We start from the raw sequence: 21,633 nt of genomic DNA on the forward strand, positions 1-21,633 counted from the left end.
CAGGAAAACTCACAGATCCCATGAGCCATGACCTTCCCCCGCTGAACGCCCTTCGCGCCTTCGAAGCCACTGCCCGCCTGAACAGCGTCAGCCAGGCCGCCGAACAGCTGCACGTCACCCATGGGGCGGTGAGTCGGCAATTGAAAGTGCTCGAAGAGCATCTCGGCGTCAGTCTGTTCATCAAGGAGGGTCGCGGCCTTAAACTCACAGATGCCGGCGTGCGATTGCGTGATGCCAGCGCTGAAGCCTTCGAGCGTTTGCGCACGGTCTGCGCCGAATTGACCCAAAGCACCGCCGACGCCCCGTTCGTGCTCGGCTGTTCGGGAAGCCTGCTGGCGCGCTGGTTTATTCCGCGTTTGGGCCGGTTGAATGCTGATCTGCCAGACCTGCGCCTGCACCTTTCTGCCGGAGAAGGCGATCTCGACCCCCGTCGTCCTGGGCTGGACGCTTTGCTGGTGTTCGCCGAGCCGCCATGGCCTGCCGACATGCAGGTTTACGAATTGGCCAGCGAACGCATCGGCCCGGTCATGAGCCCACGCTTCGCCGGTTACCAACGGCTTAAACAAGCGCCGGCCAGCGCATTGTTGAACGAGCCGTTGCTGCACACCACTTCACGTCCGCAGGCCTGGCCAAGCTGGGCGCAGCAAAGCGGCCTCGACGCCAAAGCGTTGAAGTACGGGCAGGGTTTCGAGCATTTGTATTATTTGCTGGAGGCGGCAGTGGCCGGCCTGGGTGTTGCGATTGCCCCTGAACCTTTAGTGGTCGAGGACTTGAAGGCGGGTCGCCTGGTTGCGCCATGGGGCTTCAGTGAAACCCCGGCGCAACTGGCGTTGTGGCTACCCAAGCGCGCTGCGGACGGGCGCGCTCGGCAACTGGCGCAGTGGCTCAAAAACGAACTGCGCCAAGTAGATTAGTCGCCGCGTTTGCACAGCAAGTAAGCCGCCAGCAGACCCAATGCACCGACAGCGACACCGGCCGTAGTCCAAGGGTGTTCCTGGGCGTAGTCCCGAGTGGCGATCCCGGTTTCACGGGTTTTGACTTTGACTTCTTCGTACGCATCGCTGAGCAAATGACGCGAATGCTTGAGTGCGCTCTCTGCGTTGGCTTTCAACGCCTTGAGGGTTTTACGCGACTCGTCCGAGGCATCGTCCTTCAGGTTTTCCAAAGATTTCAGCAAACTCTCGATCTCGGCTTCCATGCTTTGCAATGAGGCTTTACGTAAAGAGGTGTTGGCCATGGTGGCTCTCCTGCATTGATGATGAGTGGCGTGTGTTGGTTGGGACTTCAGGGGTTCGAGAAAGTGCAGTAAATCTGAACTTCTGCGTCACGAAGGCCGACAGAAGTAATACGAAAAATCACTGCTAGGCTGTATTTCACACCCTGAGGAGAACGCCATGACTGACCATCACACGTACAAGAAAGTCGAACTCGTCGGCTCGTCCACCAGCAGCATTGAAGACGCCATCAACAACGCACTGGCCGAAGCCAATAAAAGCATCAAGCACCTGGAATGGTTCGAAGTGACCGAAACCCGCGGGCACATCAAGGACGGCAAGGCTGCACACTTCCAGGTGACGCTCAAAGTCGGGTTCCGGATTGCCAGCAGCTGAGTTTGCGCTAGGCTTCTGAACTTGCGCGCTGGCCGAGTGCCATAGGGAATGGCAAAGCGCTACATGAGTGCATCCGGCTGATGGCTGGATGCTCCCCTTTGATCCGACCAGGGAATGCGACCGATGAAGAAGTTTATGTTGGCGGTAGGTTTGTTGAGCCTTGCGGGTGCAGCGTTAGCTGACGGCAAGCCGTGTGAAGAGCTGAAAGCCGAAATTGCAGCGAAGATCGATGCCAAAGGCGCGTCGAACTACTCACTGGAAATTGTCGATAAAGGCGCTGCTGCTGACGGAAAAGTCGTCGGCACCTGTGAGAAAGGCACTAAAGAAATAGTCTATAAACGCGGTTGATCCCGTACAGACGTAAAAAGCCGACGCGATTGCGTCGGCTTTTTTATGTGCGCTGTTTGAGTGTCAGCCTTTCATGACCTGCGCCAGCAGCTCGTAGGAATGCACGCGATCGGCGTGTTCGTACAAGTCGCAGGTGAAAATCAGCTCATCGGCCTGGGTCTGCTCGATCAGTACTTCCAGCTTCGCCCGGATTTTCTGCGGGCTGCCCACCATTGCCAGTCCCAGGAAATCACCGACTGCTTCTTTCTCATGCGGCAGCCACAGGCCATCCATGGTTTTCACCGGCGGACGCTGCACCAGGCTCTGGCCACGCATTAACGCGAGGATGCGTTGATAAACCGAAGTTGCCAGATACTCAGCCTGCTCGTCGGTGTCAGCCGCAACCAGTGGAACGCCAAGCATCACGTAGGGCTTGTCCAATACCGCTGAAGGCTTGAAGTGATTGCGGTAGACGCGAATCGCCTCGTGCATGAAGCGCGGTGCGAAATGGGAAGCGAAGGCGTAGGGCAAACCGCGCTCACCCGCCAGTTGTGCACTGAACAGGCTCGACCCCAGCAACCAGACCGGGACGTTGGTGCCGGTGCCCGGCATGGCAATGATTCGCTGGTCCGGCGTGCGTGGGCCAAGGTAGCGCACCAGCTCCGCCACATCTTCAGGGAAATCGTCGGCGCTGCCAGAACGCTCACGGCGCAAGGCGCGGGCGGTCATCTGATCGGAACCGGGCGCGCGGCCCAGGCCCAGGTCGATCCGGCCCGGATACAGGCTCTCGAGGGTGCCAAACTGCTCGGCGATCACCAATGGCGCGTGGTTGGGCAGCATCACGCCGCCCGAGCCGACTCGAATGGTCGACGTGCCGCCCGCCAGATAGCCAAGCAATACCGAGGTGGCGGAGCTGGCGATGCCGTCCATGTTGTGGTGCTCGGCCACCCAGAACCGGTTGTAGCCGAATTTTTCGACGTGCTGTGCCAGGTCCAGGGAGTTGCGCAGCGACTGGGCCGCGCTGCCGTTCTCGCGCACGGGCACCAGATCAAGGGTCGAGAATTTGATATCGGACAGTCGTTTCATAAACCTGCTTCTCCAGTTGAGGTCGCAGGTTTTTTCTTACAAACGAAAACCTGCCGAATCCATAAGCGTGCTTTATGCAATGAGGGCATATACCCGAGTTTCAATAGCCGAGGCAAAAAAACCTACGAAAACGCTAGGACAAATGAGATCGGGTGAACTTTGCACCGCCGTCTATCCTCAGAACCCTAGCAACCGAAAACTACGAAGGCGCGACGCTTCGCGCCGGATCCTGAGGAGGCAGACATGGCTATTACCAAGAAAGCATCGGCGCATTGGGAAGGTGATCTGAAAACCGGTATCGGCTCGATTTCCACCGAAACCGGTGTGCTCAGAGAAGCGCCCTACGGTTTCAAGGCCCGCTTCGAAGGTGGTAAAGGCACCAATCCGGAAGAGCTGATCGGCGCGGCCCACGCCGGCTGTTTCTCCATGGCGTTTTCGATGATTCTCGGCGACGCCGGACTCAAGGCTGACAGCATCGACACGAATGCCGAAGTCACACTGGACCAGGTAGACGGCGGGTTTTCGATCACTGCGGTGAAGTTGATCCTCAAGGCGAAAATCCCTGGGGCGACCCAAGCGCAGTTCGAGGAACTGAGCAATAAGGCCAAAGAAGGCTGCCCGGTGTCCAAAGTGCTAAATGCGAAGATCAGTCTGGAGGCGACGCTGGTCTAGAGCCGTCTTGTAGAGCAAAAAAACCGCAGCCTTCGACGGGCTGCGTTTTTTTTGCGCTGAAACAAAACCCGGCTGGCGTCCCTGTGGTCGAATAAATGACAGCAGCGAAAACGCATCAACCAGCGTGCTGCCTCAAAGGAGCTTCAACCATGAAACGTTTTGCCCTGGCGATTATCTGCGGTGCACTGGCCACTTCGGCGTTTGCAGCGCCCAAGGATTGCGAAGAACTGAAGAACGAGATCGAAGTCAAGATTCAGGCGAATGCCGTGCCCTCCTACACGCTGGAGATTGTTTCGAAGGAAGAGGCCGACAAGCATGACGCCGCGATGGTCGTCGGCACGTGCGACTACGGTAGAAAAGCCATCATTTACCAGAAGAACGACCGCTGATTCGCCTCACATGAGGCAATTGGACTCTCGGTCTTCCGCGACGATTTCCCGCTTGGCGTTATACAGCCGGGCGCCGGGAGTGAACGCGATCGAACGGCCTTCCAGCACATAACGCTGGCCTGCTTCGAAATGATCGTAGTTGATGGTCAGGTAGCACAGCCGTACCGTAGGATTATTTATCACACCCAAGCCCCCGCCACCGGGCACTTCAAAGTCGAAACGGACGATCAGCTCATGACTGCCGGGCGTCACCTGGAAGAAACGCCCATCGCGCAATCGCTGATTGTCCAGTCGTTCCGCCATCAGCAACTTATCGTTGGGGAATGGCGTGGAGAATTCGATCCAGGCCATCTGCGGATTGACCGCCGGTAAAGGGCTCTGGCAACCGGCAAAGGCACCTGCCGCGAGCAATAGCAAAAACCTGCGCATGATGAATGTCCCGATGATTGATTATTCAGCATAGCGCCGATCAGGTGCGTTGACAGCCTGCCGGTGTGCCTTGGCCTATCACCTTTCGCTGTTGGTCATAGAGCTTGGCCCACGGCCGAAAACCGATATTCCCTGCTTGCAGCTGATATTTCTCACCCGCGTTGAAGCTGTTGAATTTCACATTCAGTTGGCAATCGCGCCATAACGGCTCGGCGTCCGGCCCGATGTTGCTCGGCTCGACCGGGAATTGATAACGCACCGTCAATTCATGGCTGCCGGGCTGGACCTCGAAATAGCGCTTGTCGGTGGAGGCTTTGTCATCGACTTCCAGCGCTTGCAACGCGGTGTCTTGCTGCGGTGTATCGAGATCGATCCACGCTTGAGCCGGATCATGGTGGGGTAATCCGAATCCTGCACAACCTGTCAGCATCAACAGGCCTCCCGTCAGCATCATCTTGCGCATAGCGGAGCTCCAGTCAGGCGGGATAGTCTTGCGGGCAGACTCTCCAGGGATGTTTTTATTTTGATCAGGCCGCTTCCAAGCCTTGGGTTACTTGATCGCGTTTTGCGCGTTTTGTTTCCGGGCATGTTGTTTTTGTTGCTCAACGGTTGCGCCAGCGTCAGCTATTACAGCCAATTGGCCAGTGGTCAGCTGCAATTGCTGCGGGCTCGGGAGCCGGTTGCGGAGGTGATTGCCGACCCTGCCCGCGATCAAAAGCTGCGCGCACATCTGGCCCAGTCGCAGAAGGCACGAACGTTCGCCAGCCAGCAACTGCATCTCCCGGATAACCAGAGCTACCGTTTGTATGCCGACATTGGCCGACCGTTTGTAGTCTGGAACGTCTTCGCCACGCCGGAATTTTCCCTGACGCCGCAAAACCACTGCTTTCCCGTCGCCGGTTGTGTCGCCTACCGCGGCTATTACAACCAGAGCTCCGCCCGTGGCGAGGCAGCGTTGCTGCGACTGCAAGGTATGGACGTGTCGATCGGCGGCGTCGAGGCCTATTCGACGCTCGGCTGGTTCAATGATCCGATTATCAGTTCGATGACGGGTTGGGGCGATGAGCGGTTAGCCACGCTGATCTTCCATGAACTGGCACACCAGCGCGTGTATGTGAAGGACGACACCCAGTTCAACGAATCTTTCGCCACGTTCGTGGAGCAGGAAGGCACTCGCCAGTGGCGTGCCCATCGTGGGTTGGCGCCGGACAATGGCGCCCAGGCGCAGCATCGGGATCAGTTTATTGAGTTGGTTCTGGCTACGCGCTCGCGGCTTGAACGGCTTTATGTTCAGTCGCTACCCGCCGAACAGATGCGCCAACGCAAAGCAGCAGAATTCGAGCGATTACGAGCCGAATACCGGCAGATACGCGACAGCCAGTGGGCCGGAGATAAACGCTACGACGCGTGGATCAACGCGCCGATGAACAATGCCCGGCTGTTGCCGTTTGGGTTGTATGACCAATGGGTGCCAGCGTTTGCGGCGTTGTTCAGGCAGACGGGCGGTGACTGGGTGGCGTTTTATGCGGCGGTGGAGAGGCTTGGTGCGTTACCGGCCGGAGCACGAAAAGTGGCGTTGAACGTGTTAGCGCAATCGAAAATCTCCGGTGATTGAACCGACCTCTTCGCGGGCAAGCCCGCTCCCACAGGGATCTCCGTATGTCGCAAATCCACTGTGGGAGCGGGCTTGCCCGCGAAGGCGTACTTGCTAGCGCCGTAAAAACGCCTGATGCAGCTCATCGAGCGTTTCAAAATGATAGGTTGGCGCCTCGGCACTCAGCTCTTCGCGGCTGCCAAAACCATAACCCACCGCTGCCGCATCCAGCCCATTGCTGCGCGCGCCGATCAGGTCGTGTTTACGGTCGCCGATCATCAGGGTGTTGGCCGGGTCCAGGCCTTCTTCGGCCATCAGGTGGGCGATCAACTCGACCTTATTGGTCCGCGTGCCATCCAGCTCGCTGCCGTAAATCACCTTGAAGTGTTTGGCGAAGTCGAAGTGCCGGGCGATTTCCGTCGCGAAAACCCATGGCTTGGACGTCGCGATATACAGCTGCCGCCCTTGCCCGCAAAGGGTTTCGAGCAGCGGTGTGACGCCGTCGAACACGCGGTTTTCATAGAGGCCGGTGACCTTGAAGCGCTCGCGATAGAAATTCACGGCCTCCCACGCCTTCGGTTCGTCAAAGTCGTAGAACTGCATGAACGCCTGCAACAACGGTGGGCCGATGAAGTGTTCGAGCTTGGTCAGGTCGGGCTCTTCGATACCGAGTTTGCTCAAGGCAAACTGGATCGAGCGGGTGATGCCTTCACGCGGGTCGGTCAAGGTGCCATCAAGGTCGAACAAAACGGTTTGGTAATGCATGTTGAATCCTGAATAAGAGCGCCGGAGTCAGAGCTGATCGTAGCCTTCAGCCAGATGCAGGTCCTTGAGCTTCACGTAATTCGCCGCACTGTAGGTGAAGAAAGCTGTTTCCTTGTCCGTCAGCGGGCGGATTTGTTTCACCGGACTCCCGACATACAGAAAACCACTGTCCAGGCGCTTACCCGGCGGCACCAGGCTGCCGGCGCCGATGATTACATCATCCGCGACCACCGCACCGTCCATGACGATGCTGCCCATGCCGATCAGCACTCGGCTGCCCACGCTGCAGCCATGGAGCATGACTTTATGTGCGATGGTCACGTCGTCGCCGATCAGCAACGGAAAGCCATCGGGGTTGAACGGCCCGGCATGGGTGATGTGCAGCACACAGCCGTCCTGCACGCTGGTGCGCGCACCGATGCGGATGCGGTGCATGTCGCCGCGGATCACCGTCAGCGGCCAAACGGAGCTGTCATCGCCGATTTCAACGTCGCCGATCACCACCGCCGAACGGTCGACAAAAGCGCCTTTGCCCAGCAGCGGCGTGTGGTTCTGATACTTGCGAAGGGTCACGATAGGGATTCTCTCTGTTGCCGATAGCTGCGGTGAGCGTCGATTGTAATTAAGATGGCCGCATGTTTCTTCCAGCCAAGGTGCCAAACGTGAGCGTGAACAACCCTCTTTTGCAGTCCTACGACCTGCCGCCGTTCTCGGCGATCCGGGCCGAACACGTGCAACCGGCCATTGAACAGATCCTGGCTGACAACCGCGCCGCCATTATCGAGATCCTCAAAACCCAGGGCAAACAACCGACCTGGACTGGCCTGGTGCTGGCAATGGACGAACTCAACGATCGCCTCGGCGCCGCCTGGAGCCCGGTCAGTCACCTGAATGCCGTGTGCAACAGCGCCGAATTGCGTGAGGCCTACGAGTCCTGCCTGCCAGCGCTCAGCGCCTATTCCACCGAACTGGGCCAGAACCGCGAACTGTTCGAGGCCTTCGAGGCCCTTGCCAACAGCCCGGAAGCCGGCGGATTCGACGTCGCGCAAAAAACTATCCTGGAACACGCCCTGCGTGACTTCCGTCTGTCGGGTATCGACCTGCCTGAAGCCGAGCAGAAGCGCTACGCCGAAGTGCAAAGCAAGCTATCCGAATTGGGCAGCCGCTTCTCCAACCAATTGCTCGACTCGACTCAAGCCTGGACCAAGCACGTTACCGACGAAGCCGCCCTCGCCGGCCTGACTGATTCGGCCAAGGCGCAAATGGCTGCAGCAGCCCAGGCCAAAGGTCTGGAAGGCTTCCTGATCACCCTGGAATTCCCGAGCTACTACGCGGTGATGACCTACGCCCACGACCGTGCCCTGCGCGAAGAAGTCTACGCCGCCTACTGCACCCGTGCGTCGGACCAAGGCCCGAATGCCGGTCAGAACGACAACGGCCCGGTGATGGAAGAAATCCTCGACCTGCGCCAGGAGCTGGCAAAACTGTTGGGTTTCGCCAGCTTCTCGGAGCTGAGCCTGGCCACCAAGATGGCCGAATCCAGCGATCAGGTACTGAGTTTCCTGCGCGATCTGGCCAAGCGCAGCAAGCCGTTCGCCGCTCAGGATCTGCAACAGTTCAAGGCCTACGCCGCCGAACAGGGCTGCCCGGACCTGCAAAGCTGGGACAGTGGTTTCTACGGCGAAAAACTCCGCGAACAACGTTACAGCGTTGCTCAGGAAGCCCTGCGCGCTTACTTCCCGATCGATAAAGTGCTGGGCGGTCTGTTCGCCATCGTGCAACGTCTGTACGGCATCGAAATCGCCGAGCAGAAAGGCTTCGACACCTGGCACCCCGACGTTCGCCTGTTCGAGATCAAGGAAAATGGCCAGCATGTCGGCCGCTTCTTCTTCGACCTCTACGCCCGCGCCAACAAGCGCGGCGGCGCGTGGATGGACGGCGCCCGCGACCGTCGTCGTACGGCTGAGGGTGTGTTGCAAAGCCCCGTGGCCAATCTGGTGTGCAATTTCACCCCGGCCGACAGCGGCAAACCGGCGCTGTTGACCCACGATGAAGTGACCACCCTGTTCCACGAATTCGGTCATGGCCTGCATCACCTGCTGACCCGCGTCGAACACGCGGGCGTCTCCGGCATCAACGGCGTGGCCTGGGATGCGGTCGAGCTGCCAAGTCAGTTCATGGAAAACTGGTGCTGGGAGCCGGAAGGTCTGGCGCTGATCTCCGGTCACTACGAAACCGGCGAGCCGCTGCCTCAGGACCTGCTGGGCAAGATGCTCGCCGCGAAAAATTTCCAGTCCGGCCTGATGATGGTGCGCCAACTGGAATTCTCGCTGTTCGACTTCGAACTGCACGCCACCCACGGTGACGGCCGCAGCGTGCTGCAAGTGCTCGAAGGTATACGCGACGAGGTCTCGGTCATGCGCCCTCCGGCTTACAACCGCTTCCCGAACAGCTTCGCGCACATTTTCGCCGGCGGATATGCGGCGGGTTACTACAGCTACAAATGGGCTGAAGTACTCTCGGCAGACGCCTTCTCGAAATTCGAAGAGGACGGCGTGCTCAATGCCGAAACCGGTCGCGCCTTCCGCGAAGCGATCCTCGCGCGCGGTGGTTCGCAGGAGCCGATGGTGCTGTTCGTCGACTTCCGTGGCCGTGCCCCGTCGATTGACGCACTCTTGCGCCACAGCGGCCTGAGTGAGGACGCAGCAGCATGAGCGAGGCGCCTGTGAAGACGAAAAAACGCTTTATCGCCGGGGCGGTCTGCCCGGCGTGCAGCGAGCCGGACAAGTTGATGATGTGGAACGAAGACGAGGTCCCACATCGCGAGTGCGTGGCCTGCGGTTATTCCGACACGCTGAATGAACAAGGCCTGTCCGTGCCCAAGGAATTGGGCACACGGGTCAACACGTCGGCGCTGAAGGTGCCGGACGCCAAGGTTCAGGCTGTGCAGTTTTTCCCGAACCCGAAGCTGAAGAAAAAGCCTGACGAGCAGCACTGAGTCATAGCCACCTTCCACTCCTGAACGAGTGGAAGGTGGTAACTATCTACCACCTTTCCCCCGCGCTTCCTTTGTAGGCTGATCGAAACCAGCCACGTTGTTCAAGGAAGACGCCATGCCCAACACCAATCCGCTTCTACAGTCCCATTACCTGCCGCCCTGGTCGCAGGTCCGCGCCGAGCATCTGGTGCCGGCCATCGAAACCATCATTGCTGACAATCGTCAGGCCCTGACCGACATCATCAAGTCCCAAGCCATGCTCCCGACCTGGGATGACCTGGTGCTGGCCGTCGATGAAACGAATGCACGGGTAGATGAAGCCATGGCCATCATCGAAATCCTCAGCACGGTCAAACAGGACAATGCCTGGGACCAGGCGAGTACCCGGTGCAGCAATGCCGTGGCGCTTTTCAAGTCCGACCTGCGGAGCAATAAGGCACTGTACCGGGCATACCAACGGCTGGCTCAAGGCTCGGTCGCGATAAATTTCGACGAACCTCGCAAAGCGGCTCTGAACAAGATTTTGCGCAGGTTTCGCTTGTCGGGCGTCGACTTGCCTGTCGAGCAACAGCCGCAAATGGCCCGCATCAACCTGGACATCAGCGCACTCCAAAGCCTGTTTTTGACCCAACTTCAGAGCGCCACCGCGGCCTGGACCAAGCGAATCGACAATGTCGAACGGCTTAGGGGGTTGTCCGGGGCGGAAAAGGATCGCCTCGCGCTCAACGCGCAACAGGCCGGACATGACGGCTGGCTCATGCGCCTGGACCAGAACACCTACCAGCACGTCATGACCCGCGCCGTAGATCGAGCCCTGCGCGAAGAATACTTCGTGGCCTACACCACTCGCGCTTCCGATCAAGGCCCTCACGCCGGACAATTCGATAATGGTCCGGTACTGGAGTTGCTGCTGTCCCGGCGGCACCAGAAAGCCCGCTTGCTCGGTTACGAAAACTTCGCCCAACTCAGTCTGGAAACGGAAATGGCCGAGTCAACCGCACAAGTCGACGGCTTTCTGCGACGGCAAGCAGCGCTGGCAACGCCAGACTTCGAGAAGGATGCACAGGTGCTCAAGGCTTTTGCTTCGGAGCACAGCATCGAGCAGGTCCAACCCTGGGACCAGGAGTTTCTCGCCGAACAATGGCGCCAGCACCAGCACAACGGCGCCTTGAAAAACCTGAAGGTCTATTTTCCTCTGGACGGAACGTTGCTGAGGCTTTGCCTCTTCTGCGAACGCATGTTCGGAATTCAGATCATCGAGCAGAAGGTGTTCGACCGCTGGCACGACAGTGTGCGCCTGTTTGAAATCAGTGAGCATGGGCAAGTGATCGGGCCTATCTACCTCGATCCTTTTCACCGGGAGGAGGCTGCGGACTATGCCTGGACCGCGACGCCGAGAACCCGGCGAGTGAATGCCGAAGGTCAGTTGACGCTGCCAATGGCCATTCTCTTTGGCAACTTCACGCCAGGGATCGCTGATCAACCCTGCCTCCTCGTGCACCAGGACCTGCGTGTTCTTTTCCATGAGTTCGGCCATTGTTTGCAGCATGTTCTGACGCGCTCACCCCACTACACCCTTTCCGGCATTTCCCAGCTGGGACGCGACAGCGGAGAGTTCGCGGGGCAGCTGTTCGAACTGTGGTGCCTGTCGCGGGAGTTTTTACTGTGGCTCGCCGCTCACTATCAGACGGGCGAGCGTCTGAGCGAAGAACGCGTCGATGCGGCGCTGGCGGCCATTCAATCCCAGAACAGTTGGCAGACTGCACAACTGTTGTTGAGCGCTCTGTTCGACTTCGAGCTTCATCGCTGCCAAGGTGATGGCCGTAGCATCCAGCAGGTATTTGACGACGTGCAGCAAGTGGTTCCGCACTTGCAACTGCCGTCCTATTGCCGCTTGGCCAATAGCTTTGACTACATGGTGACCGGTTACGGGGCCTCGGTTTACGCCTACAAATGGTCAGGGGTGTTGGCTAGCGAAGCCTTCAAACGGTTTCAGCGGGACTGGATCTTCAACGCCCAAACGGGACGGGCCTTTCGCGAAACGTTTTTCTCGCCAGGCGATTCGCGTTCTTTGCTGACGGCGCTTGAAGACTTCCTCGGACGGCCGATCGGCGAAGGTTTTTTCCCGACGGCACCGACATCCGCAATGCACTGATGCGATGTTTATTGGACGTGGGCCGATTTGAACCAGCTCTTCATCGAGCAGGCCGCAAATGGACTCGTGCTGCAATCCCCGTTAGCCAGCGCAGTGCGCAGCTTCTCGACATCGGCCTGCATCATGTAACGAACACCGTCCTTGAAGTGGGTACTGTCGCCAAAGCCACCTTGAGTCATCTCACTCAGGGCGTCTTCCTTGCTCCAGCCCTGCACGACCACCCGGTACATGGCGGCCATCAGGCCAGTCCGGTCCGAACCATGTTTGCAGTGCATCAACACCGGGCCTTTGGCTTCGGCGGCCTGAATGGTGCGAAGGGCCTTGAGTACATCTGCGTCATCCACATGATTGGTGCGATAGGGCAACTGCACCTGTTCGATACCGGGCGTGGCCAGCCAGCTTGAGTCCGACTCGGGCAGGAAGTTGATCACGGTGGCGACCTTGAGTTTTTCCAGCAACGGCACGGCCCCGCGGTCGGGTAATGCACTGCGGTAGAGGGTTGGAGACATCTGGAAGAGGTTGTACTGCACCTCGACCGATTGAGCCCACTCCGCAGGACGGGGTGCGCCCGCGTCGTCAGCGTGGGCGAACGTCAGGTTGAGGAATGCGAGCAACGACAGGCACATCACAGGGATAAGGCGTAGGGACATGCTCGGCGACCGTATGCTGAAGAGGCGGGATGACGAGGCCAGATTGCGCCCTGATCAGTCAAAGACCTGTGAGCCGTCTGTCAAAGAATTGTGAATCAGTCCGTTGGCAAACGATTTATCAACCATGCATGACAGTTCTTCATGCCGACTTACAACTAAACCTGCATAAAATTTCACACAGGCTTAGTTGATAACTTGATTTAAGGATTGACGATGCTGGAATACGCTTTTGCCAAAGCCAACAGTTTATCCTTATCATAACTGTCGATATCGCCGTCACCGTCCACATCGCTATTGACTGCTTTGATATTGAAAGACCGGCCACCATCATTTGAGGACGCCATCACGTAGACAGAGTCCACCAAAGCCTCCGTAGACAGCTCATTCACCGGATCCCACCCCAACTCCTTGCGAGCAAGTTGCATCGACACCTGGGCCTCCCGTGGATTGGCAATGCTCGGCGCGAGCAATTGTAAAAAGATACCGCGTTGATTAAATAACGACATTTATTAATTCCCTTTAATGAGTAAGTACACGCAACTACGTGCGAAGCGAATAGTACTTATCAAGTTAGCGAAGGGGCTATTCGATATATGTTTCCCGGCGTTGCGCCAAGTTGTACTTATCGGTCAATTACACAGCAAATGGTTGTCCTGTTTTGCCAGAGCGCCGAACGGCACTGGCCGGCGGGCTCAACGTTCGATACTGTATGCACATACAGCTACGAGTATCGTCCGATGAGTATTCCCTTGCCACCCCGCGGCCGCGGCACCGCCACCAACCCGCACAACCGCTTTGCGCCAAACCGCTCGGTGGCACAGGACGATGGCTGGTATCAGGAGGCTCCGATGACCCAGGGCACCGAGGTGCGCATCGAGACCGCTAAAACCATCATCACCCGCAATAGCTCGCCGGACTTGCCCTTCGATCGCTCGATCAATCCCTATCGCGGTTGCGAGCACGGCTGCATTTATTGCTACGCACGGCCCAGCCACGCCTATTGGGACATGTCGCCGGGGCTGGATTTCGAAACCAGGCTGATTGCCAAGACCAACGCCGCCGATGTGCTGGAAGAACAGTTGTCCAAACGCGGCTATCAATGTGCGCCGATCAACCTGGGCTCCAATACCGATCCGTACCAGCCGATCGAACGCGAACACAAGATCACCCGCAAAACCCTGGAGGTGCTGCTGCGTTACCGCCACCCGGTGACCATCATCACCAAGGGCTCGCTGATTCTTCGCGACCTGGACCTGCTGGCCGAACTCGCCGAGCAAAGGCTGGTGGCGGTGATGATCAGCCTGACCAGCCTGGACGATGAACTCAAACGCATCCTCGAACCTCGCGCCGCTGCGCCCAAGGCTCGATTGCGCGCGATCCGGGTGCTGCGTGAAGCCGGGATTCCGGTAGGCGTGCTGTGTTCGCCGATGATTCCGATGATCAACGACAGCGAACTCGAAAGCCTGCTGACTGAAGCGCATGCGGCGGGTGCGCAGAGTGCTGCGTACATGATGCTGCGCCTGCCACTGGAAGTGGCGCCGTTGTTCGAAGAATGGCTGGCGGCCCACTACCCCCAACGGGCAGCCCATGTGTTGAGCCTGATCCGCCAGAGCCGCGGTGGCGAGCTCTACGACAGCCGGTTTGGCAGCCGGATGCGCGGCGAAGGTCCATTTGCCGACCTGCTGGCGCAACGCTTTGCCAAAACCATCAAGCGCCTGGGGCTCAATCAGCGGGAAGGTTTCAATCTGGATTGCGAAGCCTTTTGTCCGCCGGGTCGCCAGATGTCGCTGATTTGAGGACAATTGGCCTAAGGTTTAGTAGTGAGAAACGTGCGGCGCACTTAGGCTGGTCACGTTTTTTGTGATCTGGAACACACGTTCTAGAGCGGTTCATTCAGTTTGAGTTAAGTTTCGACCGCTACCTTGTTCATCGAGTGACTGACGGGTCGAGATTTACCGCCCGGATGTTTTTTTAACAGCCACTGGCTTCACACCGGACAAAACGGGAAAATTCCCTGACTCCGCCAATGAGGATGAATTCATGAGTGACAAGGATAAACAGCCGTTGGCTGCATCGGCTTCCGCCCAGCCCGAAGCGGAAACCGCCGATGCAGCGTTGAAGCATATCGTTGACGGCTTTTTGCATTTTCATCATGAGATCTTTCCGCAGCAGGAAGAGCTCTTCAAGAAACTCGCCACCGCTCAACAGCCAAGGGCGATGTTCATTACCTGCGCCGACTCGCGCATCGTGCCCGAACTGATCACCCACAGTTCACCTGGCGATCTGTTCGTGACCCGCAATGTGGGCAACGTTGTACCGCCTTACGGTCAAATGAACGGTGGCGTTTCCACCGCCATCGAGTACGCGGTGCTGGCGCTGGGCGTGCAACACATCATCATCTGCGGCCACTCCGATTGTGGCGCGATGCGTGCGGTGCTCAATCCCGACAGCCTGGAAAAAATGCCCACGGTCAAAGCCTGGCTGCGGCATGCGGAAGTCGCGAAAACCATGGTGCATGACAACTGCAACTGCGCCGACGAAAACGAAACAATGCACATCCTCACCGAAGAGAATGTCATCGCCCAATTGCAGCACTTGCGTACTCATCCCTCGGTCGCCTCGCGCATGGCGAACGGTCATCTGTTCATCCATGGCTGGGTCTATGACATCGAAACCAGCGCAATCAAAGCTTATGACGCCGATCAGAGTCGTTTCCTGCCGCTCGATGGCAGCCATCCGACTCCGGTGGCGACGCCCAAAGCGCGCTTCTAAATCTTCCTAAAAATCTGTGTGGTTTGAGCCCGGCCGCTGTTTCAGCGGCCCGGCCTCGCCATGCCTGAAGAAAACTTCGGGAGAATCAACATGCGTGCTGCGCAACTCAAAGCTGTTCTGCCACGGGAGCTGCTCGCTTCCGTGGTGGTGTTTCTGGTCGCCCTGCCGTTGTGCATGGGCATCGCCATTGCCTCGGGCCTGCCACCCGCCAAAGGTCTGATCACCGGGATCATCGGTGGTCTGGTAGTCGGCTGGATCGCGGGGTCGCCCCTGCAAGTCAGTGGTCCGGCGGCAGGTCTGGCCGTTCTGGTGTTCGAACTGGTGCGCCAGCATGGCATCGCCATGCTCGGGCCTATCCTGCTGCTGGCGGGGTTCCTGCAACTGGTCGCCGGACGATTGAAGCTCGGCTGCTGGTTTCGGGTGACGGCGCCTGCGGTGGTTTACGGCATGCTGGCCGGGATTGGCGTGCTGATCGTGTTGTCGCAGGTGCATGTGATGCTCGACTCAGTGCCGAAACCTTCCGGGCTGGATAACCTGGCGGCCTTCCCCGCTGCCGTGGCGCAAGCCTTGCCGTCTTTTGGATGGCAGGCTGGTTTGCTCGGGCTCGCGACGATAGCGGTGATGTGGTTGTGGGAAAAACTCCGTCCACATTCCCTGCGCTTCATTCCGGGAGCGCTATTGGGTGTAGGCCTGGCGACTGTCGCCAGCCTGATGCTCGCGTTGCGGGTCAAACGGGTGGAAGTCCCGGCCAATCTGGCGGAAGCCATCGATTGGCTGAAACCGGCAGACTTGCTCAACCTCGCAGACCCGACCTTACTGATCGCCGCCTTCGCCGTGGCCTTCATCGCCAGCGCCGAAACCTTGCTCTCGGCCGCAGCGGTAGACCGCATGCACAGCGGCCAACGCTCGGACTTTGACCGGGAATTGTCGGCTCAAGGTGTCGGCAACATGCTCTGCGGCTTGCTCGGTGCGTTGCCGATGACCGGCGTGATCGTGCGCAGTTCGGCCAACGTTCAGGCCGGCGCCACCACACGAATGTCGACGATCTTCCACGGCCTGTGGTTGCTGGCGTTCGTGTTGCTGCTGTCGAGCGTGCTGCAAAGCATTCCCGTGGCAAGCCTGGCGGGTGTGCTGGTTTACACCGGTTTCAAATTGGTGGACCTGAAAGCCTTCCGCAGTCTGGGCCGATACGGCCGGATGCCGATGTTCACTTACGCGGCGACAGCGCTGGCGATCATCTTCACCGACCTGTTGACCGGCGTCCTGATCGGCTTCGGCCTGACCCTGGCCAAACTGGCGTGGAAAGCCTCGCGGTTGAAGATCAGTCTGATCGATCTGCCCAAGGACGGTGAAATGGAGCTGCGACTGATCGGGGCCGCGACCTTTCTCAAGGTGCCGGCGCTGACTCAGGTGCTGGGGACCATTCCCGCCGGCGCGACGGTGCATGTGCCGCTCAATAACCTGAGCTACATCGATCATTCGTGCCTGGAGTTGCTGGAGGAATGGGCGCGGGCCAATGCGGCCAAGGGTTCGACGCTGTTGATTGAAGCGCGGGGGTTGAAGCGCAGGCTGGAGGGACGGTTGCGGACGACCACCGGAGTAGGTTCTACGGCATAAAACACCAACAATGTGGGAGCGAGCCTGCTCGCTCCCACAGGGGATGGTGTCGATTCCAAAGAATCAGGCTGCTGGCTGGTCCAGCTCCAGGCCCACGCCTAACCGGCGGGACATGCATGGCCAGCGTTTCCACGCAGCGCCGGTATCCGGGCTGCTGAGCTTCTCGCGGTAGGCTTCCACCGACTCCAGCGCAAAGCTGTCCTCGTTGAGCATGTTGTCCACCGCGTGGTGCACCACTTCATCCAGTTGGTTGGCAAACTCCTCACCGATCAGATTGTGAGCAATCAGGTTGGCGACAGTCATGTCCAAGGGGATCAGTGGCTGGCCAAAGTGCTTGATGTACAGGTCGTTGACCTCTTCGACAAACCGATGCGCCAGATAGGCTTCGTCCAGCAGACTGTCGAGCCCGATGTGCCCGGCCATGACCGCTGGCGGCTGGAGGAAGTACTGCTCGGCGATTTCCAGCACCGGTTTGATCTGTGACTCGATACCCGCTTCCCTGGCAACTTCATTGGCTGCATCCAGCAGATCAGGCACTTCATTGATGTAAGCGGCGACAAAACGCGTCAGCACGCCCTTGGCATCCGCCTCCGGCAGTTGGATCGATGGGTGAAGATGAGGCAGTTTGCTTTCCAGTTGTCGCGTCAGCAGGCCGGTCTCGGCCTCGTGTTGTTGGGCTTTTTGGATCTGCTCGCGCAATGCGGCGGTGTTCATGAAAACTCCAGGGAACAAAGGCAATGAAATAGGGAAGACATAACTTAGCTGGCATCCGAAACCTGCTAAGACGCATTTGTCATAAATATTTCATCCTTGAGACGTCAAAGTTATATCGATGTGCCATCACTCGTCTGCATCCTTCTCCATTCGTGACCTCGAACGCAAGTCCCAGCTGTTTCAGATGATTTACGCCCTCACATTGCGAGGTAGCAGTCGCTGTCTATACTCGGGTTGGAATGGAGTTAGCTGATGACGTCCGACTGCACGCGCAGCAAGACCCGGCGATTCAAGTTCGTAGTCTGAAAAAGCCGCTCCCTTGCCGCAGGTGAAAGCCGGCGGGATAACAAGAACGATAAGGGGAACCCGCAATGATGCGACATCCACACGTCTGGATGGGCCTCCTGTTGTGGTCGATTTTCAGTCAGGCGCAAGCCGCCTGGACTGTAAATATGGCGCCGGGAGCGACTGAAATCAGTCACGCAGTATTTGACCTGCACATGACCATTTTCTGGATCTGTGTAGTGATCGGCATCATCGTCTTCGGCGCCATGTTCTGGTCGATGATGGTCCACCGCCGCTCGACCGGGCAGGTGGCCGCGAAATTTCATGAAAGCACCACCGTCGAAATCCTCTGGACCATCGTGCCCTTCATCATTTTGGTGGCCATGGCGGTACCGGCGACGGCCACCCTGATCAAGATGTACGACGCCAGTGAGCCGGATATCGATATCCAGGTCACCGGTTATCAGTGGAAGTGGCACTACAAATACCTGGGCCAGGACGTCGAGTTCTTCAGCAACCTGGCCACCCCCGCCGAGCAGATCCACAACAAGGAAACCAAGGGCGAGCATTACTTGCTCGAAGTCGACAAGCCGCTGGTGCTGCCGATTGGCGCCAAGGTGCGCTTCCTGGTGACCTCCGCCGACGTCATCCACTCCTGGTGGGTGCCGGCCTTCGCGGTCAAGCGCGATGCGATCCCGGGGTTCGTCAACGAAGCCTGGACCCGTATCGACAAGCCCGGCATTTACCGTGGCCAGTGCGCCGAGCTGTGCGGCAAGGACCACGGCTTCATGCCGATCGTGGTCGAGGTCAAGGAAAAGGCCGATTACGAAAAATGGCTGGGCGAGCGCAAGGCCGAGGCCCTGCAGCTCAAAGAGCTGACCAGCAAGGAATGGACCCTCGACGAGCTCAAAGAGCGCGGCGACAAGATCTATCACACCACCTGCGTGGCCTGTCACCAGGCTGAAGGTCAGGGCCTGCCGCCGATGTTCCCGGCACTCAAAGGCTCGAAAATCGCTACCGGACCGAAAGAAGGTCACCTGAGCATCGTCTTCCACGGCAAGCCCGGCACCGCGATGGCGGCGTTCGGCAAACAGCTGTCGGAAGTCGATATCGCGGCGGTCGTGACTTACGAACGTAACGCCTGGGGCAACAACAAGGGCGACATGGTCACGCCAAAAGAAGTGCTGGAGCTGAAACAGGCGGAAAGCAAATGACCCGGTCTATTGCGTACGTAAGGAACCGGTCGGGGCTGCGCGCCCCGGCCTGCCCAGCCCATCTGTTTGCAGGAGACACGCCATGAGCGCCGTCATTGATGACCATGGTCATGCCGACCACGCCCACGGTCCCGCCAAAGGCCTGATGCGCTGGGTGCTGACCACCAACCACAAGGACATCGGCACGCTGTACCTGTGGTTCGCGTTCTGCATGTTCCTGCTCGGCGGCTCGTTCGCGATGGTGATTCGCGCCGAGCTGTTCCAGCCGGGGCTGCAAATCGTCGAACCGGCCTTCTTCAACCAGATGACCACCATGCACGGTCTGGTGATGGTGTTCGGTGCGGTCATGCCGGCGTTCGTCGGCCTCGCCAACTGGATGATCCCGTTGATGATCGGCGCGCCGGACATGGCCCTGCCACGGATGAACAACTTCAGCTTCTGGCTGTTGCCGGCGGCGTTCATCCTGCTGGTGTCGACCCTGTTCACTCCAGGCGGCGGACCGAACTTCGGCTGGACCTTCTACGCGCCGCTGTCGACGACCTATGCACCGGAAAGCGTGACCTTCTTCATCTTCGCCATTCACTTGATGGGGATCAGCTCGATCATGGGCGCGATCAACGTGATCGCCACCATCCTCAACCTGCGCGCCCCCGGCATGACGTTGATGAAAATGCCGCTGTTCGTCTGGACCTGGCTGATCACCGCATTCCTGCTGATTGCGGTGATGCCGGTGCTGGCCGGGTGCGTGACGATGATGCTGATGGACATTCACTTCGGCACCAGTTTCTTCAGTGCCGCCGGTGGCGGTGACCCGGTGTTGTTCCAGCATGTGTTCTGGTTCTTCGGTCACCCCGAGGTGTACATCATGATCCTGCCGGCCTTCGGCGCCGTCAGCTCGATCATCCCGACCTTCTCGCGCAAACCGCTGTTCGGCTACACGTCGATGGTTTATGCGACGGCGAGCATCGCGTTCCTGTCGTTCATCGTCTGGGCGCACCACATGTTCGTGGTCGGCATTCCGTTGGTGGGCGAGTTGTTCTTCATGTACGCGACGCTGCTGATCGCGGTGCCCACCGGGGTCAAGGTGTTCAACTGGGCCAGCACCATGTGGCAAGGCTCGCTGACCTTCGAGACACCGATGCTGTTTGCGGTGGCGTTCGTGATCCTGTTCTCCATCGGCGGGTTCTCCGGGCTGATGCTGGCCATCGCGCCGGCGGACTTCCAATACCAGGACACCTACTTCGTAGTCGCGCACTTCCACTACGTACTGGTGCCGGGGGCGATCTTCGGGATCTTCGCGTCGGCCTATTACTGGATGCCGAAATGGACCGGCCACATGTACGACGAAACCCTCGGCAAGCTGCACTTCTGGCTCTCGTTCATCGGCATGAACATGGCGTTCTTCCCGATGCACTTCGTGGGGCTGGCGGGCATGCCGCGGCGGATTCCGGACTACAACCTGCAATTCGCCGACTTCAACATGGTGTCGTCGATCGGCGCGTTCATGTTCGGCGCCACACAGATCTTCTTCCTGTTCATCGTGATCAAAACCATCCGCGGCGGCCCGCCAGCACCGGCCAAACCGTGGGATGGCGCGGAAGGCCTGGAGTGGAGCATTCCGTCACCGGCGCCGTATCACACGTTCACCACACCGCCGGAAGTGAAATGAACATCCTCCTTGTAGGAACCGGCTTGCCGGCGATGAATTCCACGCGGTGTGCCAGACGCACCGCCATCGCTGGCAAGCCAGCTCCTACAGGGGTTGGTGTTGAGGGTTTGAATCATGGCTGACTCGATTTCGATGAAAAAATTGGTTACCCGCCTGCTGATGGTGGTGGTGGCGATGTTTATCTTCGGGTTTGCCCTGGTGCCGATCTACGACGTGATGTGCAAGGCGTTCGGCATCAACGGCAAGACCGCCGGGCAGTACGAGGGCGAACAAACCGTCGATACCTCGCGGCAGGTACGGGTGCAGTTTCTGTCGACCAATTCCGCTGACATGTCCTGGGATTTCTACCCCAAGAGCGATGAACTGACCGCCAACCCTGGCGCAGTGAACGAGATGATTTTCATCGCGCACAACCCGACGGATAAGCCGATGAGCGCCCAAGCAGTACCGAGCATTGCGCCGAGCAACGCCGCTGCCTATTTCCACAAGACCGAATGCTTCTGCTTTACCCAGCAAGTACTGCAGCCCGGTCAACGGATCGAGATGCCGGTACGTTTCATCGTTGACCGTGACATGCCCAAGGATGTGAAGCATCTGACGCTGTCTTACACGCTGTTCGATATCACCGCCCGACATCCACCGGTAGCTGTAAACGCTGGCGGCTGAGCGTGCCCGATAAGGAGAACA

Annotated in this window: 24 protein-coding genes; 15 read left to right on the plus strand and 9 right to left on the minus strand. The window is 58.6% G+C overall.

Features of this window, described 5'->3' with window-relative positions; all coding sequences use genetic code 11:
* Nucleotides 1-20: 20 nt before the first annotated feature.
* Nucleotides 21-914 (plus strand): LysR family transcriptional regulator, encoded by an 894-nt coding sequence (locus tag ACI77H_RS00085; protein WP_407009808.1) that lies wholly within the window; start codon nt 21-23, stop codon nt 912-914.
* On the opposite strand, the gene ACI77H_RS00090 is transcribed toward ACI77H_RS00085, so the two are convergent.
* Nucleotides 911-1,237 carry a YqjD family protein gene (locus ACI77H_RS00090; RefSeq protein WP_008027738.1) on the minus strand — a complete coding sequence of 109 codons (327 nt, stop codon included), beginning with the start codon at nt 1,235-1,237 and terminating at the stop codon, nt 911-913. The two genes, ACI77H_RS00085 and ACI77H_RS00090, sit on opposite strands and share 4 nt — an antisense overlap.
* Nucleotides 1,238-1,394: 157 nt before the next feature.
* On the opposite strand from ACI77H_RS00090, the gene ACI77H_RS00095 reads away from it, so the two are divergent.
* Nucleotides 1,395-1,610, plus strand: a complete 216-nt coding sequence (locus ACI77H_RS00095; RefSeq protein WP_010465710.1) for a dodecin — start codon at nt 1,395-1,397, stop codon at nt 1,608-1,610.
* 123 nt (nt 1,611-1,733) lie between these two features.
* Nucleotides 1,734-1,958, plus strand: a complete 225-nt coding sequence (locus tag ACI77H_RS00100) for a DUF1161 domain-containing protein (RefSeq protein WP_407009809.1) — start codon at nt 1,734-1,736, stop codon at nt 1,956-1,958.
* 63 nt (nt 1,959-2,021) lie between these two features.
* Here the strand turns inward: ACI77H_RS00100 and ACI77H_RS00105 are convergent, their stop codons facing one another.
* On the minus strand, nt 2,022-3,023 hold the full coding sequence (locus ACI77H_RS00105; RefSeq protein ID WP_407009810.1) for an LLM class flavin-dependent oxidoreductase: 1,002 nt from the start codon (nt 3,021-3,023) through the stop codon (nt 2,022-2,024).
* 243 nt (nt 3,024-3,266) lie between these two features.
* On the opposite strand from ACI77H_RS00105, the gene ACI77H_RS00110 reads away from it, so the two are divergent.
* Both ACI77H_RS00110 and ACI77H_RS00115 read left to right on the plus strand, forming a co-directional pair.
* Entirely contained in the window at nt 3,267-3,695 is a 429-nt protein-coding gene (locus ACI77H_RS00110; RefSeq protein WP_407009811.1) for an OsmC family protein, read from the plus strand.
* A 149-nt stretch (nt 3,696-3,844) separates the two neighbouring features.
* Complete coding sequence (locus ACI77H_RS00115; protein ID WP_407009812.1) at nt 3,845-4,084, plus strand: DUF1161 domain-containing protein; 240 nt, start codon at nt 3,845-3,847, stop codon at nt 4,082-4,084.
* A gap of 6 nt (nt 4,085-4,090) precedes the next feature.
* On the opposite strand, the gene ACI77H_RS00120 is transcribed toward ACI77H_RS00115, so the two are convergent.
* Nucleotides 4,091-4,513 carry a hypothetical protein gene (locus ACI77H_RS00120; RefSeq protein WP_407009813.1) on the minus strand — a complete coding sequence of 141 codons (423 nt, stop codon included), beginning with the start codon at nt 4,511-4,513 and terminating at the stop codon, nt 4,091-4,093.
* A gap of 40 nt (nt 4,514-4,553) precedes the next feature.
* Nucleotides 4,554-4,976, minus strand: coding sequence for a hypothetical protein (locus ACI77H_RS00125; RefSeq protein ID WP_407009814.1), 423 nt, complete (start codon nt 4,974-4,976; stop codon nt 4,554-4,556).
* A gap of 60 nt (nt 4,977-5,036) precedes the next feature.
* Between ACI77H_RS00125 and ACI77H_RS00130 the strand changes: the two genes are divergently transcribed.
* Nucleotides 5,037-6,128 (plus strand): aminopeptidase, encoded by a 1,092-nt coding sequence (locus ACI77H_RS00130; protein ID WP_407009815.1) that lies wholly within the window; start codon nt 5,037-5,039, stop codon nt 6,126-6,128.
* Nucleotides 6,129-6,221: 93 nt separating this feature from the next.
* Here ACI77H_RS00130 and ACI77H_RS00135 read toward each other — a convergent pair whose 3' ends face one another.
* Nucleotides 6,222-6,872 (minus strand): HAD family hydrolase, encoded by a 651-nt coding sequence (locus ACI77H_RS00135; RefSeq protein WP_407009816.1) that lies wholly within the window; start codon nt 6,870-6,872, stop codon nt 6,222-6,224.
* A 27-nt stretch (nt 6,873-6,899) separates the two neighbouring features.
* Nucleotides 6,900-7,445 (minus strand): gamma carbonic anhydrase family protein, encoded by a 546-nt coding sequence (locus ACI77H_RS00140; RefSeq protein WP_407009817.1) that lies wholly within the window; start codon nt 7,443-7,445, stop codon nt 6,900-6,902.
* Nucleotides 7,446-7,507: 62 nt separating this feature from the next.
* Between ACI77H_RS00140 and prlC the strand changes: the two genes are divergently transcribed.
* The 3 genes from prlC to ACI77H_RS00155 all read left to right on the plus strand — a co-directional run bounded on the left by prlC (nt 7,508) and on the right by ACI77H_RS00155 (nt 12,025).
* A complete protein-coding gene (gene prlC / locus ACI77H_RS00145) occupies nt 7,508-9,586 on the plus strand; it encodes an oligopeptidase A (protein WP_407009818.1) in 2,079 nt (692 codons plus the stop codon).
* A complete protein-coding gene (locus ACI77H_RS00150) occupies nt 9,583-9,870 on the plus strand; it encodes a YheV family putative zinc ribbon protein (protein WP_407009819.1) in 288 nt (95 codons plus the stop codon). The genes prlC and ACI77H_RS00150 overlap by 4 nt, the downstream gene beginning before the upstream one ends.
* Nucleotides 9,871-9,985: 115 nt before the next feature.
* Entirely contained in the window at nt 9,986-12,025 is a 2,040-nt protein-coding gene (locus tag ACI77H_RS00155; protein WP_407009820.1) for a M3 family metallopeptidase, read from the plus strand.
* An 8-nt stretch (nt 12,026-12,033) separates the two neighbouring features.
* On the opposite strand, the gene ACI77H_RS00160 is transcribed toward ACI77H_RS00155, so the two are convergent.
* Nucleotides 12,034-12,675 (minus strand): dual specificity protein phosphatase family protein, encoded by a 642-nt coding sequence (locus tag ACI77H_RS00160; protein ID WP_407009821.1) that lies wholly within the window; start codon nt 12,673-12,675, stop codon nt 12,034-12,036.
* Between the two features lie 200 nt (nt 12,676-12,875).
* Nucleotides 12,876-13,181: a hypothetical protein gene (locus ACI77H_RS00165; RefSeq protein ID WP_407009822.1), complete on the minus strand. Its 306-nt coding sequence runs from the start codon at nt 13,179-13,181 to the stop codon at nt 12,876-12,878.
* Nucleotides 13,182-13,412: 231 nt separating this feature from the next.
* Between ACI77H_RS00165 and ACI77H_RS00170 the strand changes: the two genes are divergently transcribed.
* The 3 genes from ACI77H_RS00170 to ACI77H_RS00180 all read left to right on the plus strand — a co-directional run bounded on the left by ACI77H_RS00170 (nt 13,413) and on the right by ACI77H_RS00180 (nt 17,064).
* The gene (locus ACI77H_RS00170; protein ID WP_407009823.1) at nt 13,413-14,471 is read left to right on the plus strand and encodes a PA0069 family radical SAM protein; all 1,059 of its coding nucleotides are present in this window, start codon (nt 13,413-13,415) and stop codon (nt 14,469-14,471) included.
* A gap of 244 nt (nt 14,472-14,715) precedes the next feature.
* Nucleotides 14,716-15,447: a carbonic anhydrase gene (locus ACI77H_RS00175; protein WP_407009824.1), complete on the plus strand. Its 732-nt coding sequence runs from the start codon at nt 14,716-14,718 to the stop codon at nt 15,445-15,447.
* 90 nt (nt 15,448-15,537) lie between these two features.
* Nucleotides 15,538-17,064: a SulP family inorganic anion transporter gene (locus ACI77H_RS00180; protein WP_407009825.1), complete on the plus strand. Its 1,527-nt coding sequence runs from the start codon at nt 15,538-15,540 to the stop codon at nt 17,062-17,064.
* Nucleotides 17,065-17,127: 63 nt separating this feature from the next.
* Here the strand turns inward: ACI77H_RS00180 and ACI77H_RS00185 are convergent, their stop codons facing one another.
* Nucleotides 17,128-17,778 (minus strand): hypothetical protein, encoded by a 651-nt coding sequence (locus tag ACI77H_RS00185; protein ID WP_407009826.1) that lies wholly within the window; start codon nt 17,776-17,778, stop codon nt 17,128-17,130.
* Nucleotides 17,779-18,149: 371 nt separating this feature from the next.
* On the opposite strand from ACI77H_RS00185, the gene coxB reads away from it, so the two are divergent.
* From coxB to ACI77H_RS00200, 3 genes are all read left to right on the plus strand, one after another.
* Nucleotides 18,150-19,277: a cytochrome c oxidase subunit II gene (coxB, locus tag ACI77H_RS00190; RefSeq protein WP_407009827.1), complete on the plus strand. Its 1,128-nt coding sequence runs from the start codon at nt 18,150-18,152 to the stop codon at nt 19,275-19,277.
* Between the two features lie 82 nt (nt 19,278-19,359).
* Nucleotides 19,360-20,946: a cytochrome c oxidase subunit I gene (ctaD, locus tag ACI77H_RS00195; RefSeq protein ID WP_407009828.1), complete on the plus strand. Its 1,587-nt coding sequence runs from the start codon at nt 19,360-19,362 to the stop codon at nt 20,944-20,946.
* A gap of 114 nt (nt 20,947-21,060) precedes the next feature.
* Complete coding sequence (locus ACI77H_RS00200) at nt 21,061-21,612, plus strand: cytochrome c oxidase assembly protein (RefSeq protein WP_407009829.1); 552 nt, start codon at nt 21,061-21,063, stop codon at nt 21,610-21,612.
* Nucleotides 21,613-21,633: the final 21 nt, after the last annotated feature.

Source organism: Pseudomonas sp. O230 (assembly GCF_045447035.1).
Taxonomy (GTDB): domain Bacteria; phylum Pseudomonadota; class Gammaproteobacteria; order Pseudomonadales; family Pseudomonadaceae; genus Aquipseudomonas.